The 17,432-nt window shown below is 44.0% G+C and carries 9 protein-coding genes; all 9 read left to right on the top strand.

Going from position 1 to position 17,432, the window contains the following annotated elements; genetic code table 11:
• Nucleotides 1-402: 402 nt before the first annotated feature.
• The 9 genes from pilV to recD all read left to right on the top strand — a co-directional run bounded on the left by pilV (nucleotide 403) and on the right by recD (nucleotide 17,316).
• Nucleotides 403-987 (top strand): type IV pilus modification protein PilV, encoded by a 585-nt coding sequence (gene pilV / locus ACO0K1_RS16575; RefSeq protein ID WP_423027713.1) that lies wholly within the window; start codon nucleotides 403-405, stop codon nucleotides 985-987.
• A gap of 2 nt (nucleotides 988-989) precedes the next feature.
• Entirely contained in the window at nucleotides 990-2,045 is a 1,056-nt protein-coding gene (locus ACO0K1_RS16570) for a PilW family protein (RefSeq protein WP_423027711.1), read from the top strand.
• A 5-nt stretch (nucleotides 2,046-2,050) separates the two neighbouring features.
• Nucleotides 2,051-2,701, top strand: coding sequence for a pilus assembly PilX family protein (locus ACO0K1_RS16565; RefSeq protein WP_423027709.1), 651 nt, complete (start codon nucleotides 2,051-2,053; stop codon nucleotides 2,699-2,701).
• Nucleotides 2,698-6,687, top strand: a complete 3,990-nt coding sequence (locus tag ACO0K1_RS16560; RefSeq protein WP_423027707.1) for a pilus assembly protein — start codon at nucleotides 2,698-2,700, stop codon at nucleotides 6,685-6,687. Before ACO0K1_RS16565 ends, ACO0K1_RS16560 begins: the two co-directional genes overlap by 4 nt.
• Before the next feature lie 140 nt (nucleotides 6,688-6,827).
• A complete protein-coding gene (locus ACO0K1_RS16555) occupies nucleotides 6,828-7,286 on the top strand; it encodes a type IV pilin protein (protein WP_423027705.1) in 459 nt (152 codons plus the stop codon).
• A 2-nt stretch (nucleotides 7,287-7,288) separates the two neighbouring features.
• Entirely contained in the window at nucleotides 7,289-7,861 is a 573-nt protein-coding gene (locus ACO0K1_RS16550; RefSeq protein ID WP_423027703.1) for a GspH/FimT family pseudopilin, read from the top strand.
• Nucleotides 7,862-8,036: 175 nt separating this feature from the next.
• Complete coding sequence (gene recC, locus ACO0K1_RS16545) at nucleotides 8,037-11,534, top strand: exodeoxyribonuclease V subunit gamma (protein WP_423027701.1); 3,498 nt, start codon at nucleotides 8,037-8,039, stop codon at nucleotides 11,532-11,534.
• Nucleotides 11,531-15,220, top strand: coding sequence for an exodeoxyribonuclease V subunit beta (gene recB, locus ACO0K1_RS16540; protein ID WP_423027699.1), 3,690 nt, complete (start codon nucleotides 11,531-11,533; stop codon nucleotides 15,218-15,220). The genes recC and recB overlap by 4 nt, the downstream gene beginning before the upstream one ends.
• Entirely contained in the window at nucleotides 15,220-17,316 is a 2,097-nt protein-coding gene (gene recD, locus ACO0K1_RS16535; RefSeq protein ID WP_423027697.1) for an exodeoxyribonuclease V subunit alpha, read from the top strand. Before recB ends, recD begins: the two co-directional genes overlap by 1 nt.
• Nucleotides 17,317-17,432 lie beyond the last annotated feature (116 nt).

The following is a 17,432-nucleotide window of genomic DNA, read 5'->3' as shown; positions in this document are numbered from 1 at the left end:
CCATCCCGAACAGGACCGTGAAACGACTCTGCGCCAATGATAGTGCTGCAACCAGTGTGAAAGTAGGTTATCGTCAGGCTCCCTATTGCTACCCCTCCCTGTGAAAACAGTGAGGGGTTTTGCTTTTGCGCTCGAAAATTGTACATCGACATTTGATTTGTTGGGCGGCTACCTCGTGCTGCAATCGTAACCTGACAGACAATATCGAGATACTTCCATCTCTCTTCATATCAATACGTCTTCAAAATATCACGCGTTCTATAAAGTATTTCGAATTAACTTTTTTGATTTTGAGCGTAATAAACTCTTACACATTTCAGGGTGAAATTAACTGAGCTTCTCCTTCATTTTAGTTATACTACGTATCGTTAAGTAACATAATGAAGCGTAAAATAACATTGTATGAATCTGGAACTGCTTACCATTCGGGCAAAAGGCTTCTCAATGCTAGAAGTTTTAATTTCTCTATTCATTTTATCAATTGGTGCCATGGGTGCGGTTGGTCTCCAATTAGCCTCTCTCCGCACTGCTCAGCAAAGCGCATTTCACTCCGTGGCTGTTGCCCTCTCAAACGAGTTAGCAGAAAAAATGCGATCAAGTGACGCACAGATGAAGCTAGCAGATGGCGCTAACGTCTTCAGTACAATCAAATATAACTCCCAAACGGATGGCAATCCCCCAATACCAACGCTTTGCTATTCGACTGCCGCAAGCTGCAGTTCAACTGAACTCGCCAAAGCAGATATTTACGAGTGGCTTGTACGCGTAAAGAAATCGTTACCAGGAGCACGCGTTCTTGTGTGCAGAGATAGTGCGGCTTCACCTGGTTCAGGCAAGCAGCTTACGTGGGGCTGTTCTTCTGCTTCCAATGCTGGATTCGTAATAAAGATAGGTTGGACCGTCAAAAATCCGGATGGTACTTTTGTAGAGAAAAGAGTACAAGAATCACCGAATTTCGCAATCAGTGTTGAATCTTACGTTAGGTAATTATGAATACTGGCTTCTTGCAAAGTGATAAATTAATTCCAACTATCCAAAATCAAGTAGGTATCGGCTTGATTGAGCTGATGATATCGCTAGCCTTAGGATTGTTGGTTTTACTCATAGGGACAGCACTTATAATATCGACAAAAAGTTCTTTTTTGACCCAATCTGATCATCTCGATATTCAAGAATCAGCAAGTTTTGCATTAGATAATGTTGCCAGGTCCTTAAGGCAAGCGGGTTACGTCAACTACGATTTTAATAATTCCCCACAAATCACGCCCTCTAGCGCTAGCGCTGACATCGTTGGAATGGATGGAAGCGCCGTCAGCCCGACTGCGGACGATATATCTTCGCCTAGTAATTCTTCGATAAATTCAAGCGACCTTCTTGGGATTAGATTTTTTGGACGCGGTGGTATTGGTAGCGGTGATGGGACAATAACTAATTGTGCTGGATTCTCAGTGCCTGCACCATCTTCATCTGATACCGCCGATGAGGATCGTGGTTGGAGCATCTATTACGTTGCATATAACGCAAATAGAGAACCTGAATTATTTTGTAAATACCAGTCGATAAATTCAAAAAGTGGCGCAATGGGTTGGAGTGCTCAAGCAATCGTAAAAGGCGTCGAGTCTTTTCAGGTTTTATATGGTGTTGATACGAGTAATCCAACTAACGGAAGCGCGAACAAATTTCTAAATGCCAGTGCCATAAATGCACTTGATGCTAATTTAGAATTAGTAGGTATCACTTCGGCTGAGCTGAAAGCTGATCTAAATCGTAAAACTTTTTGGAAAAAAGTAACGGAAGTAAAGATTGCGATGTTAATTAGTGGAGGCGAGGTTTCTCGACATGAAAGTGCTACAAAAACATATAACTTGTTTGGAGATGAATATGCCGCAATAGCATCCTCATTCGATAGAGGTACAACAGTTAGCGAAGTTGAAATTTCTGCAGCACGGCGCAATCGATTGCGCAAAATATTTGCTTCAACAATCGTGTTGAGAAACAACTGCCCGATAGATCCAATCCGTGGAACTTGTCAGGCGCCGAGTTGAAAGAAATGAAAAACTTATTTATCAAACAAGGCAAGATAACGCGAAAAATATTGCACTTCCCAGCCCAGCGTGGAGTCTCCTTGGTTATCTCGCTGCTGATGCTAGTTGTTGTGCTAATGCTTAGTATTTCTTTAGCAAACTTAGCGTTGCAAGGGGAAAAAGCTGCAAGAGGAGACCGTGATCGACAAATCGCCTTAACTTCTGCTGAGGCTGCATTAAAAGATGCTGAAATGGACATTGATACCCAAGCTCAATCCTCCACCGGGAGAAGTTTCTTGTTTGACGCCTCATCAAATTTATATTTCGAAGACGGTTGCGGAAAGGGCGACGGTAATCTCTATCAAGGGTTGTGTTTGCCAGCATCTAGTGGAGCCTTGCCTATTTGGTTAAGTGCAGATATAGCTTCTGATAAAGGCGCAGGGGTAGGTGTCAAATTTGGTCATTTCACTGGGCAAACTATGATCACAGGTATGGCATTCTTTCCGTGCAAATTACCTCGCTATGTTATTGAAGCTATTCCCGACGTTGATGCTGGGCAGCGAGCAGATGAGAAAACAAAATATGTATTCCGTGTTACCGCAATTGGGTTTGGTGCCAGTCCAGAGACCCAAGTCGTGTTACAAAGTGTGTATCGAAAGGCAGCTCAATCAACATGAAGATTCTTCTATATCAGTTATTGACGTTATTCTCAAATGTAGTTCGATTGAACCATCTTGCCGCGATTTTCTTGATATCAGTATCAATGATTTCCAGTGCGGCTCCACCATTGGTCATGCTATCAGATACCCCGCTTTTTATAGGTAGTGGTAACGTCCACCCCAATCTATTGCTAGATTTATCAGTAGAGTTTCCCACCGTCAAAGCCGCTTACAACAATGCAACTGACTACAATCGAAATATCGAGTATCTAGGATATTTTAATAGCAAAAAATGCTATCAGAATGGTGGTCTGAAAAGCTTTACGCTTGTTAATAATAGTGGCCTTAATGTTTCAGATTCGAATGGTAAGTCTACCAAATTGGCGAGCTGGTCAGATATGCAAAATGGCTACTTTTATGCGGTAAAAGACGCCGACGCACATTTTGAATGTGGAGGATCTGCTTTTAGTGGAAATTTTATGAATTGGGTGTCAGCATCCTCGATCGATATGTTGAGGTTGTCGTTAACTGGTGGTGACAGGATTGTTGATACTTCTTCCCAAACCATTTTGCAACGCGCTTTTCTGCCTGGAAACTTCTACAATTCAAACTATTTTATAAGAAAGTACATAGCTGCCTCATTAACAGTGAGTGCGCCGGAAATGGTTACACCTTATAAGGTTGCAAAACTATACGTTTTGAATTGCGAAAATAAAATTTTTTTTAGTGACGTAGATACGATCAATTCTTGCATTAGTTCTCGTACGTACCCCACAAATAACTCTTCTTACGATGCCAAATTACTTAACGTAACAGATCGTTTATTGGGGGAGTTTTTGGTTAGAGTGCAAGTTTGCGATAGTTCTGAAAGTGTAAGTAGAGTGGAGTTGTGTAGCCACTATCCAAGCGGTGTTTATAAGCCGATTGGAAATATGCAGCGAAATCAAAATTCGGTACGCTATGGCGCGTTTGGTTATCTCATGGATAATGCAAATACACGTTATGGCGGGGTGTTGCGGGCGCCTTTGAAGTACGTTGGGGAAAATCAGTATCGATCATTGAGCGGTTTTTCAGCCGAGCCTAACGATCGTCCTGAATGGGATCCTCTAACCGGTATTTTTTATACTAATCCTGAGAATGATGTAAGCGGTAACAGTGGCGTGGTCAATTACCTCAACAAATTTGGGCGTAGTGGCAACTATAAAACCTTTGACCCACTAAGTGAGCTGTATTTCGAAAGTATTCGATATTTACAAGGCAATTTAGCTACTTCTGCAAGCACTTCAGGTATGACCATTGCAATGAAGGATGATTTTCAGGTTGTATCGAAATGGACAGATCCAATTGAAGCAGCTTGCCAGCGAAATTACATCATTGCGATAGGTGATTCAAATACGCACGAAGATACCTATATTCCTGGCTCCACCCTCAACGGGGCAAATCGGCCTAAGCGCCCTGCGGATATTGCCATTTCTGACGGGAAAGGAAATCCTAAGTTTCCAGCATTTGATGTCAAGGTTCAAACTGATCTTGTCGCAGCAATGGAATCAGGTAGTGCATTCGGTAACTCTTCGCCTATACCGTCGCTCGCAAATATGAGCTCGTCCTATACGGGATCAATAGATGGCACTTTTTTTCTTGCGGGAATAGCTTACTGGGCAAATACAAATGATATTCGCCTCGATAAGCCTGTTCGGGTGAAGACTTTTACCATTGACGTTGATGAAAACGGAAATGGCTCGATGGATAACATTAGCAGGCTAAATACCGCTCCGCGTCTTTCTCAATTATATCTGGCTGCAAAATATGGTGGCTTCAACGATAGAAATGGTGATAAAAATCCATTTAAAACCACAGCAAGCGACGGTAAAGTAGTCGTTAATAGCAATACTGAATGGGCCAGTATTAATCAAATTGATCCGGATAATTTTTTCTTGGCAAGTAATCCCAGAAAGATGATGGATGCGATTAACAGAATTTTCCAATCGGTAATTTCTTCAGGCGGAACATTGGCAGGCGTAGGTATTTCGTCGACAGCCGCAAGTGATAATCCCTATATTTACGAACCAGGTTTTTCGTCCGAACGATGGTCAGGGTATTTATTTAAAAAGAGTGCGACAAATATAGGCTCAGATAACATATGGAATGCTGGCCAAATCTTAAGTGGCGATGCGACAACCAGACTTTCGCCTTTCCCAACACCAGAAAAGCGGAATATATACACATCAAAAATAAATGCGGATGGAACGCTCAAAACTGTGCCTTTCATTTGGATGGGAGGTGCTAACTTTAGCGTTGAAGATCAAGTAACTTTCAATATCAATCCGCAGAGTGGTGTCGCAGATAATTTGGCTGCAGAGCGTATTAATTATCTCCGTGGTGACCGTAGTATGGAGAATGTATTAAACGGAAATCTCACTTCCCCTGGTAAATTTCGAATGCGTGACAGCATCTTAGGTGACATCATCAATAGTACGCCGACGTATTACGGTGCACCTGCTAAGAACCATTCTACTAATGGATATTCCATATTTTATAGTGAAAATGTAGGCAGGAAAAAAGCGATCTATGTCGGCGCTAATGACGGTTTCTTACATGCGTTTGATGCTGACAACGGGACTGAGCTTTTTGCTTATACACCCAACGCGCTAATTCCGAAATTACCTGCGTTAACTGACCCCTACTATACACATCAATCGTATGTTGACGGCAAAATGACTATCAGGGATACGTTAGTTAATGGTACATGGAAGACTGTACTTATTTCTGGCATGGGAGGCGGTTCAAAGGGCATTTTTGCATTAGATGTTACCGACCCAGCAGATTTTTCCTCGGGCGCAGGAGCATTATGGGAGTTTACTGATAAAACAGATATTGACATGGGAAATATTGTTTCTAGCCCACTGATAGCAAAATTCAGAATAGGAGGAAGCGCAAGTAATCCACTCTACGGCACCTTTGTCATCGTCTCAAGCGGATACAATAATTATGATCCTAAATCTAACGCAAATAGCAACGGGCAAGGCGCAATATTTTTAGTCTCACTTGATAAGCTACCTAATGAACCGTGGGTGTTGAACGTAAATTATTTTAAATATAAGACCCCGATCAAGGACGTTACCCAGGCTAACGGTTTAGGTGCTCCTAATGTTACTTTTGGGGGGGATGGCGAGGTTAGTAATGTTTATGTCGGTGATTTACAAGGCAATTTATGGCGGTTTTCTTTTTTTGAAGGTAATTTTTCCAACTTGCCACATAGCCCAACTCTCATTTTTACAGCGAGAGCAGCAAACGGAAAGACGCAACCAATTACAGTACAACCACAAATCGTTTTTGCCCCGGGTGGCGGCTTCATATTGCTGTTTGGGACAGGTAAATATCTAGATGCCAGTGACGTTATTCCAGCCAATTACGTTCCAAATTCTTACTACGCTATTCTCGACACAACTTATAACGCTGACGTGGTAACAGGTCGAAGTCAACTTGCTCAACGTATTGCAACAGCGTCCGGTAAAGCTTATATCATTTCCGGAAAAGTTTTCACTTATGGGGTGAGGTCGAACAGCAGTAAAGGATGGTATTTAGATTTTCCAAATTCACAACTAACGGGTGAAAGAATTCACCATTCTCTACCAGGATCTATAGCAGGCACAACCTACAGCTTTAATACAATGTTATTAAATGGCGAATCTTGCTCAATGGGTAGTGGAAGAAAATATACGTTTGACGTGTTATCTGGATTGAGCGCTATCGAAACCGGTGAAATGTCGACAGTCGGATTAATCAGTGCTCCTACCCTAATCAATAGTAGTACAAGTGTAAGTGAACGCAATGCTACCGGAGCACGCCGTATTACTACCAAATACCTCCAACGAAATCAGGGGCCAACAGGAACCGAGCTTATTTCAATGCCGGATGTCGTGACGCGTGCTGGCCGATTGAGCTGGGTCGAAATACAAAATTATCAAGAACTGCGTAAAGCCGCGCTAACAACAAATAAATAATGTCGATCTCAGTGTCTTTAAAAAATCTCGCCTGCGATTTTACTGCCCTTTTTTTTCTTACTTTTTTGTAGGCAAATGCGACGAAGGGGTATCGCTAAACGCTAAGACAATTTATGAAAGGAAATCCTCAAGGAAACATCATGAAGATCAGGAAACTTGCAGGTTTTAGTTTAATTGAATTGCTGGTAACCATTGCTGTCGTGGGTATTTTGTCTACTTTGGCATTGACCACTTATAGTGTGAGTATCAAAAAGGCAAAACGTGTCGAGGCGAAAGGCGCTTTGTTTAAAGCCATGCAACAGGAGGAAAGATTTTTTACCCAAAATAATAGTTATACTGAATTTGGTAAATCGTCGACAGATCCGAATGCGTCAGCCTTTTCTTGGCACTCCGCTGACAGTCCGCATAAAAGTAGTTATGAGTTGAATGCCGTTGCGTGCAAGGATAGCGCCATTCAGTATTGCGTCGAGATTGTCGCCGTACCAGGCTCCGCAAATGTGGATAGAAATTTTCAAGATATTGAATGCGGAAAATTCTCGATCACAAGCACCGGCATTAAGTCTTTTTCAGGCTCTGCATCTAAAGATTTATGCTGGTAGCCATGAATAAATATCGCCCCTTTCAGCGTTTTATGATTGGTTTAACCCTGACCGAGATGCTGGTCTGTCTGAGCATAATGGTTATTTTAATGACTTTAGCATTGCCTGGTTTTAGTCAAATGATCGAAACGCAAAAACTAAAAACAACTGTGACTGAATTTTACGCCACAATTAATTTAACTCGATCGGAGGCAATTAAGCGAGGATCTCAAGTCAGCATGGTAAGTAATGATGGAAAAAGTTGGAAGTCAGGATGGCGTGTTGTTATTAGACCTTCTGGCAATAGTGCCGTTGGTGCTGATGGTAATGGTGAAGAGATTATTTTCTCACATGCTGCGCTGACTGGCGATTTATTAATTAGTCATAATTTTACTGATGGATCTCAGCCATATATTTCTTATACAGGAAATGGCCGTAGCCGTAGCAACACAAGTAGTGAACAACCGCTGGCGGGCACGGTTACATTCACGCTCCGCGAAAAAACAAAAAGAATAAAGGTGAACTTTCTTGGCAGGGCACGAATTTGCGAACTGAATAGCGATCCCACCTGCGGAGATAACCAATCGGGTGGATAAGTCATTTCGAGGACTTCGTTAGCGCTAGTAAAGTGTAGCTGTAATTTGTTAATTATTCACTAATATATGTCACAATATTGTTTTTACGTATTCGTGAACTACGCCGTTTCATAGACAGAATGTCGTTGCGGTTTACTTAGTAGCGAATGTGTCTTTCATCTATATCGAGCTAAACATGTCGCTAGCCATAAAACCAGGTCTGATTATTTTGCACGGCAATCAATTAGAAGAATTACAGGCAGCGGTTTTTGAGTGGATAGGTCAATACCCCCTCGATCCACTAGAGAAAGACATATTTCTCGTCCAATCAAATGGTGTGGCTGAATGGTTGAAAATTGCTTTAGCTGAAAACACTGGCATTTGTGCAGCAAATCGTATTGAACTACCAGGGCGTTTCTTGTGGATGGTTTATAGAAACATGCTAGGGAAAAGTCAGATACCATCGAGCTCATTTCTTGATAAATCACCATTAACCTGGAGATTGATGAGGCTTTTACCAGAGCTGACGAGTGATGTCGATTATGCACCATTAAAAATTTATTTAGCAAATGGTGATGCTGACAGACGCTTGCAATTGGCGGCTCGCCTCGCGGATCTGATCGATTTGTATCAAATGTATCGTACGGATTGGTTAGTTGACTGGAGCCAAGATCGCAATCAACTTAATCGTGCTGCTGGTGAGCCATCCCAGCTAACTTCAGATCAACTTTGGCAGGCAAAATTGTGGCGCGCAATTTTGCAGGATATTCCAGAGCATGAAAGAAATCTGGGACGAGTCAATGTCCATCAACGTTTTATTGAGGCCATACGCAGCGGACAACAGCCAAAATCCTCACTGCCGCGACGAGTTGTCGTGTTCGGCGTTTCTGCTTTGCCGCGGCAAACCTTGGAAGCATTATCCGCGCTCTCAGTGCACACCCAAGTGATTTTGGCTGTTCCCAACCCTTGCAAATTTTATTGGGGCGATATTATCGATGGCCGTGAGCTCTTAAAATCTCAGTTTAAACGTCAAAAAAATCGCAAAAAAACGGATTTGTCTTCCATTCCGCTAGAGGAATTGCATGCATACAGCAATCCACTATTGTCAGGTTGGGGAAAATTAGGGCGTGATTTTATTCGGATGCTTGATGAGTTTGATCAAGCCGAGCAGACACGTTTGACATTTTCTAGTCTCAAAATAGATCTGTTCTCTGACGACACAGGCCCGCATCTGTTAGGTCAGGTGCAAAATGCCATACGGGACTTGCTACCTTTGCATGAGCATGTGCAAAACGACATTTCTCCTGATGATCAGTCTATTCAATGTCACGTAGCGCATAGTGCACAGCGAGAAGTTGAAATTTTGCATGACAGATTATTGACCATGTTAGCCACTGAACAAAAAAAGCAATTGCAACCCAAAGATATTGTGGTGATGGTGCCCGATATAGCTTCGTTCTCAGCGTCGATACGGGCGGTATTTGGTCAATACAAGCGGCAGGATCCGCGCTATATTCCATTTGAAATTGCGGATGCTTCAGATCGCAAAAATAATTCTTTATTGCTGGCGATCGATTGGTTGTTGCGGCTACCTCAACAACGATGTTTGCAGAGTGAAATCTGCGATTTGTTAGATGTGCCCGCTTTGGCAACAAGCTTTGGTTTAACTGAAGATGATTTGCCTAAGCTTAAACATTGGATACAAGGCGCCGGCGTACGCTGGGGCTTGGACCAGGCACATAGAAGTAGTTTGGGATTAGGTGCGTCCGGAACGCAAAATTCCTGGATATTTGGCATGCAACGCATGTTGCTGGGCTATGCAGTAGGCGATTCTTCCGAGTACCAAGGTATTGAGCCCTATCCAGAAATTGGTGGATTAGATGCGGGTCTCGCAGGTTCCTTAGCTGAATTCATTACTCGCCTCATCGATTGGCGATCTCGCTTGTTGGCATCTTATTTGCCAGAAAAGTGGAATGAAATAGGCCGAGAGTTTCTATCCGCTTTTTTTGTTGCTGACACCGAGAATGACCGCATTTTATTACGTCGGCTTTATGAAGCTTTAGCATCGTGGGCCGAACTATGCGAGCAAGCCAATTTTATTGAGTCTGTTCCCTTAGCGGTGTTCCGGGAAGCATGGTTAGGCAGTCTGGATGAAGCTAGTTTGAATCAACGATTTATTTCTGGCGGTGTGACTTTTTGTACTTTCATGCCAATGCGCTCGATGCCATATAGAGTTGTTTGTCTGCTAGGTATGAATGAGGGCGATTTTCCCCGGCGTGCGCCGCAAGTTGATTTTGATTTATTGACTTTGCAAGGAATGGCAAGACCCGGAGACCGTTCCCGCCGTGACGATGATCGTTATTTAATGTTAGAAGCCTTATTGTCTGCGCGCGATACCTTGTACATAAGTTGGGTAGGGCATAATATTCGCGATAATACCGAGCAGCCTCCATCTGTATTGATTTCTCAGTTACAGGATTATTTACGGTCTGGTTGGAAGGTAGATTTAGCTGAACACACGACAGCATATCCTCTGCAACCATTTAGTGAAAAATATTTTTATACTTCACCAAGGCGTCCGCTGACGTACGCAACAGAGTGGGGCGCGGCACATGGCATGCATCTTCTTCAGCAGAAGAAAAATCGCGCTAGCGCAGAGAAAAATCGCTCCCCGATCTCCGAAGGGCAACCACAGCGAATAACGGATGAACAGATTTCCCCTTTTGAGATTGATTCTGATTTCCGATTAAAGCTCAGTGAATTAGCTCGTTTCATTCGACAACCCGTCGCCTATTTTTTTCAAAAACGCCTGGGAGTGAATTTTAATAATAGCCATCTGACAGGTGAAGACGAGGAACCGTTTGCTATCGATGGATTGACTGAATATACCTTTGCGGAACGACTATTGATCTCTGAAACAGCTGATGAAGCAATCGACGAAGTTTCAGAAAATTTACGAAAAAAAGCCAATGCCTTAGCGAGAGAAGGAAATTTTCCGATTGGCCTGAGCGGTCGTTATTTTCAGGAAAAATTAGTCGCTGAATTAGCGCCGATTCGTATTGCATATTTGAACCTGCTCCAGCAATACCCATACGCCGCCGAGAAGTTACCGATTCTATTTGAGCACCATGGGATAATTTTGTCTGATTGGCTTGATCGGCTTCATCAGCATCGCAATAGCAATGAAATTATTTGCGCGCTTCAAACCGCCAGCAGAGTGTTAGATGCTAAGGGTGAGATTCGTGCGGACAAATTTATTGACGCATGGGTTAAACAACTGGCTGCGGCCCATTCGGGATTGTCGATTACCAGCTATCTGGTAGCCCGAGATGCGGTGATTGTGATGCCGCCGTTAGATACTCACCAAGCTCGTGAGGTTTTAGCGCGTCTAATTGATTTATGGAAACAAGGGCTCGATCATATTTACCCTAGTCCGTGTAAAACTGCACTCGCTTTTATCGCTGATAAAAATCCTCGCCAGATTTATGAGGGTGGGTTCAATCAAACAGGCGAGGTCAGTAATCCGTACCTCGCGCGTGTCTGGTCAGATTTTGAAGAGCTAAACCAACATCCGCAATGGGAGACGAGTGCACGTGCATTGTACGAGCCATTGTGCGATTGGGTGAAACAATTGCAGATACAAGTGATTCAGTCTAACGATGAAAATTTATTCGAGTCTGGAGTGAATGTATGAGCCAAACTCTGCAACCAATTAGCTTTCCGCTCCACGGGTCGCGTTTGATCGAGGCAAGTGCCGGCACAGGTAAAACTTGGACAATTGCTGCGCTTTATCTCCGCCTGGTGCTTGGGCATGGCGGTGACAACGCTTTTGAGCGCAATTTACATCCGTCAGAAATTTTGGTCATGACCTTCACTCGTGCGGCAACCAGGGAATTGACTGATCGCATACGTCAACGACTCTCAACAGCAGCAACATATTTTCGTACTTGTGCAGCGGATAGTTCGCAGGTCGCTGATCCATTTCTGGATGAGCTTTTAAACAGCTATCCAGAGTATCAACAGCGTCAACAAGCAGCTTATAAACTGAGTATGGCCGCCGATGCGATGGATGAGGCGGCAATTTTTACGATTGATGCGTGGTGTCAAAGAATGCTGCGTGAACACGCGTTTGATAGTGGCTGCCTCTTTGACGAAGAGTTACTCAGCAATGAATCAGGCGTTGTTGAAAATGCAGTACGCGATTACTGGCGGCAACAGGTATATCCACTTGGCGCGCAAGCCTTGCAGTTGGTTAGCCAAAGCTGGAACGATGTTTATGCCCTGCAAGATGCATTGGGTAATCTACTGCCTCACGCCGATTTAATGTCAGCAAATACAAATGTCTCATTAGCGGCGTTAATTTCGCAAGCGCAGGCGGAGCAAATCAAGCAGCTACAGCACCTTAAACATGATTGGTTACAAATTGCCGATCAGATGACGGCATGGTTTCAACAACAGCAAGAGAGCGCACCAAAGCAATTTAGTGCAGTTAAATTAAAACCTGCCAATGTACAAAAATGGTTAGACGCCTTAAAAAATTGGGCACTCGATCCATCGCTGGTGTTCCCGCAGGATTTCAAAAAAATAGTAGAAAAGTTTCAACCCGATGCTTTAATTGCCGCCTGCAATAAAGGCTATGTGGTGACCGTGCCCGAGATCTTTGAACGTATTTTGCCACTACAAGCAACGTTAGAAACCATTGAACCAATTGCGCACAGTATCTGCCGGCATGCAGTTGCGAGCGTTGCTGCGCGCATCAACGAACTGAAATTACAACAAAAGCAGTTTGGTTTCAAGGATATGCTGCATAGGCTCAAGGAGGCCTTATCCGGCACTTCTGGTGCAAACAGTGCAGCTATGCGAGAGCGCATGATCATTCAGTATCCTGTCGCATTGATTGATGAGTTTCAGGACACTTCACCAGACCAATATTCGATTTTTGATGCGTTGTATCGCGTCAACGAAAATCGACGCGATATAGGTTTGTTTTTGATTGGTGATCCGAAGCAGTCTATTTATGGTTTTCGCGGCGCCGACATCTATAGCTATCTGGCAGCCCGAAAAGCGACCGAAGGACGCCATTATTTACTTGGAACGAATTTTCGATCCTCATCAAATCTCGTTGCGGCGGTGAACCAATTATTTTTGTATGCGGAGACACAATCGGGCTATCAAACCAGTGCTCACGCTGCAGGAGTCTTTCGTTTTCGTAACGGCGCCGCGAATCCAGTTCCGTTTGAGGCAGTGAAAGCAAATGGATTGGACTCGACGTTCATTGAATTTAATTCCGTTACCAAGTCAAGCCGCATTGCAAAGCCACTGCAATTATTTTTCACAGATAACGCAGTTTCAACCAAAGACGAAGCCCAAGCATTTTTTGCCCATCATTGCGCCGAATACATCGCTGAACAATTAAACGCTGCAGAGGCGGGATTTAAGTCGGTCACAAGCTTTAAAAAATTAAAGCCAGCGGATATTGCTATCCTCGTCAAAGATCGCAATGAAGCAGCTGCTATCCGTAAAGCCCTGCAAGAACGCAACATTGCCAGTGTCTATTTATCCGACAAAGATTCGGTACTCAAAAGTGAAGAAGCGCAAGATCTATTGCGTTGGTTGCAAGCCTTTGCTGATCCCCTTGATATTGAATTAGGACGCGCAGCGTTTGCTACTAAAACCGCGATGCTGAGTTTAGCGCAATTGGTTCAACTCGCATCCGACGATATTGCTTGGGAAACGCGCTTAGAGCAATTAAAAGATTGGCATCTCATTTGGCAACGTCAAGGAGTTTTGGCTGCTATCCGGCGTTTCATTCATGATTTGTCATTACCCGAAAAGTTATTGCAAGCAATTAGCGGGGAGCGCAGCTTAACGAATCTGTTGCATTTGGCCGAACTGCTAGAGAGTGCCACGGAACAACTTGATGGCGAACGGGCATTAATACGTTGGTTTGCGGAACAAATCGCTGATGATACGGATGGCGGCGATGACCATATCTTGCGCCTGGAAAGTGACGCCGACTTAGTGAAGGTGATTACAGTTCATAAATCCAAAGGTTTGGAATACCCTTTGGTATTCCTACCTTTTGCCAGCTCTGCCAAAGTCACCCAACGTCGTCAACGAAGTTTTTTTAAGTACACCGATGACCACGGCAATCAAATTATTGATCTTAAGCTTTCTGACGAAGCTTTAGAGGCAGTTGACCGAGCACGTATAGAAGAAGAACTTCGTTTATTGTATGTCGCACTGACACGTGCTTCTCATGGCTTGTGGCTGGGGATCTCCTCACATCAAAAAAAGCTACATGAATCAGCATTCGGATATTTACTCAACGGTGGGAACGCTATAGAAATAGAACAATTGCAGGACGCTTTGAATCAATTACGCGGTCAGTGCGATGCGATTGAACTTCGAGAGTTGGACAATGATGCTGCATGTACCAAGTACGTTGAGAAAAAGCAAAATTCTGAGTTAATTCCATTTTCACCTTATGAAGCACATTTTGAAAAAAATTGGTCTGTGTCCAGTTTTTCCGCAATCGTACGCAATCTCAATCAAACGTTTTCAGTTGCGAGACTTGAAGATAATAAGTTGTTTGAAGATGATGAAGCAGTCGTCGTTCATCCATCGCAGAACTCAGCATGGCATCGTTTTCCGCGAGGTGCTGTACCTGGGCAATTTATGCATGAGCAACTAGAGTGGCTGGCGAATGAAGGATTTAGCTTTATTACCGATGAACATTTTCATTCGCGCTTAAACAAGCGCTGCGCACGTGCTGGCTGGGATAATCATTTCGTCGATACAGCAGAATGGTTAGAAAAGATTGTTAGTACCTCTTTATTACCAATCGGTGCAAGTTTGATGAACATTGATAGAGTGATTCCAGAAATGGAATTTTGGTTTCCGTGTTCGACAACACCCACGCAAAAACTCGATGCCCTTTGTCAGGAGTATTTTTTAGATGGCGTGGCAAGACAAACTCTCAGTGATAAAAGCTTGGATGGTTTGTTGATGGGATTTGCAGATCTGGTGATCGAACACCAAGGAAAATATTGGGTATTGGATTACAAATCAAATTCAGTTGCGACTGATGACACGGGCTATCACAAAGATGCATTGACATCAGCGATGGCGGCGCATCGCTATGACGTGCAAGGCGCCATCTATATGCTGGCGCTCCATCGATTGCTAAAGACAAGATTGGGCGAAGCTTATGATCCCGAAATACATCTGGGAGGTGCCGTATTTTTCTTTCTACGCGGACTTGAGAATGACAAAACGCACGGATGTTATCACCTGTCAGCGACGGTTGAAATCTTGACAGAGTTGGATGAATTAATGCGCGGTCATGAACAAAGCAGTATTCAAAAATCAGGTAACTAATGAAGACGTCAGCGGATTTACTTATTGCACTACAAGCCTTGGTTGAAGGAACGCATTTGCGTCGCCTGGCTATTGCATTTTCACGCTTCATGATCGAACGTGGCATGTCGGACACGACACAGATTTTTTGTGCTGCGGTACTGACCGAGATTGAGGCGCGCGGCCATATTTGCCTCGATCTGGATGTTTTCGTCCAAGATCCTTGTTCAGTGTTGGAATGGGATGCCACCACATGGCAGAAGATTTCTACGGAGTTTTCATTTCCTCTCACTGCGCAGAAATGGGCCGCAGCATTGGGTTCAGGCGAACATATTTTTGTCGCTCATCAGTTGGTGGATGATCTTGTACGGCAGCGTTCTGCTGGTCGTTCTGAGGTTGACTTGTTTTCTGCTTACAAAGATGAAGATCAACATCAAGCCCTTGTATTGCAAGATCATCGCTTGTATTTGCGCCGTTATTGGAAGGATGAAACCCAGGTAGCGAGAGAGATCAACGCCAGAGCTGCCGACACCATTGAAGTGAATGAAACTCAAATTCGTCACTGGCTAGATTTATTATTTGGCGTAGTCAATGCCCAATCTGAAGATGCAACAGCGCATCCAAGAGCCGACGAAGACGTTGAACCCGATTGGCAAAAACTTGCCTGTGCTATCGCGGTGAGAAGTCATCTCGCAATTATCACAGGTGGCCCGGGAACCGGAAAAACGTACACTGTTGCACGTTTGATCGCTTTAATGTTTGCACTGAATCGCCAACCGGATCGCCTACGCGTAGCACTGGCCGCACCTACTGGTAAAGCTGCTGCACGCTTAAAGCAATCGATCGACAACGCATTGAACGATCTGGCGCCAAAATTAGGCAACACTTTACCATTAAAAGAGTTAGCCGCACGCATTGGCGCTGCCCGTACTTTGCATAGCCTGCTCGGGGCACGCGCTGATACGCGTAGTTTCAGGCACCATGCTGGCAATCTATTGGATGTGGACATTCTGATTGTTGATGAAGCATCGATGATCCATCTGGAAATGATGGCTTCATTGTTAAGTGCATTGTCTGCAAATACCGTTTTGGTGCTGTTAGGTGATAAAGATCAACTCGCGTCAGTAGAGGCCGGCGCAGTGTTGGGTGACTTATGTGGTGATGCGGATAAGGGGGGCTACACTAAATTTAGCATCGACTATGTTCAAAGGGCATCAGGGCAAATTGTTCCTGAGCAATATGCAGGCGCTGCAGGGGCTTTGGCGCAACAAACCGTCATGTTGCGCAAGAGCCGGCGCTTTAGCGGCCCGATTGGGACGTTAGCCGCCGCCGTCAATCAGGGTAATGCCGATGCAGCCAATGCTTGTCTAAGAGCTGACGGTGAGATTTTGCGATGGATGGAACATGCGAGACATTCACAGCTATTGCAGTTAGCCATTCAAGGACGAGTCGGCGCGGAAGGCGGCTATAAATGCTACTTGGAGTTATTACAGCAAATACCAACTCCAGCTACCATTCAAACGGAGCACCTCGCAGGCGAATTGACGGATCATTTTAATCAGTGGGTAAAAGCAGTGTTACGTGCGTTTGATACCTTCCGCATATTATGTACAGTTAAGGACGGCGACGGGGGCGTCAATGGTTTAAACCAGGCAATAGAACATGGTTTGCAAGAACTAGGCCTTATCAAACGGGATAGCGAGTGGTATGTCGGTCGCCCTGTTATGGTGACACGCAATGACTACAATAGTGGTGTTTTCAATGGCGACATTGGCGTGGCATTACCTAATATCGATCGTAGCAAACCAATACGCGTTTATTTTTTGGATGGCGATAACTTGCGTAGTATTTTGGCATCGCGTCTTCGATATATCGAAACGGCCTATGCGATGACGGTTCATAAATCGCAAGGTTCCGAGTTTTCTCATACTGTGTTGGTGTTGCCGCCGGAGATGTCGCCAGTGTTGACAAGGGAATTGATTTATACCGGGATTACGCGTGCCAGAACACATTTTACCTTAGTAAGTCCAGTCAACCATATATGGCAGACCGCGTTGAGTATCAGAACTCGCCGTGTCAGTGGTTTGAACGCCGCTTTGCAACTTGGAAATTCTTGATCCAATGGGCTGGTTTATTTTGCATAAAAACTACATAGACACTCGAGTTCATTAGTTTTATTTAAATAATTCATTGAAATCATTAGAAAATTCTCAAAAAACTCCACTGCGCGATA

Source organism: Undibacterium sp. SXout20W (assembly GCF_049340285.1).
GTDB lineage: Bacteria > Pseudomonadota > Gammaproteobacteria > Burkholderiales > Burkholderiaceae_D > Undibacterium.
Note: the sequence above shows the minus strand (reverse complement) of the source record. Positions and strands in the feature narration are given on the sequence as shown.

Coding starts and splice junctions, on each gene's coding strand:
- ACO0K1_RS16560 (WP_423027707.1), top strand. CDS start 2,698: ATGAAGATTCTTCTATATCAGTTATTGACGTTATTCTCAAATGTAGTT.
- pilV (WP_423027713.1), top strand. CDS start 403: ATGAATCTGGAACTGCTTACCATTCGGGCAAAAGGCTTCTCAATGCTA.
- ACO0K1_RS16565 (WP_423027709.1), top strand. CDS start 2,051: ATGAAAAACTTATTTATCAAACAAGGCAAGATAACGCGAAAAATATTG.
- ACO0K1_RS16550 (WP_423027703.1), top strand. CDS start 7,289: ATGAATAAATATCGCCCCTTTCAGCGTTTTATGATTGGTTTAACCCTG.
- ACO0K1_RS16555 (WP_423027705.1), top strand. CDS start 6,828: ATGAAGATCAGGAAACTTGCAGGTTTTAGTTTAATTGAATTGCTGGTA.
- ACO0K1_RS16570 (WP_423027711.1), top strand. CDS start 990: ATGAATACTGGCTTCTTGCAAAGTGATAAATTAATTCCAACTATCCAA.
- recD (WP_423027697.1), top strand. CDS start 15,220: ATGAAGACGTCAGCGGATTTACTTATTGCACTACAAGCCTTGGTTGAA.
- recB (WP_423027699.1), top strand. CDS start 11,531: ATGAGCCAAACTCTGCAACCAATTAGCTTTCCGCTCCACGGGTCGCGT.
- recC (WP_423027701.1), top strand. CDS start 8,037: ATGTCGCTAGCCATAAAACCAGGTCTGATTATTTTGCACGGCAATCAA.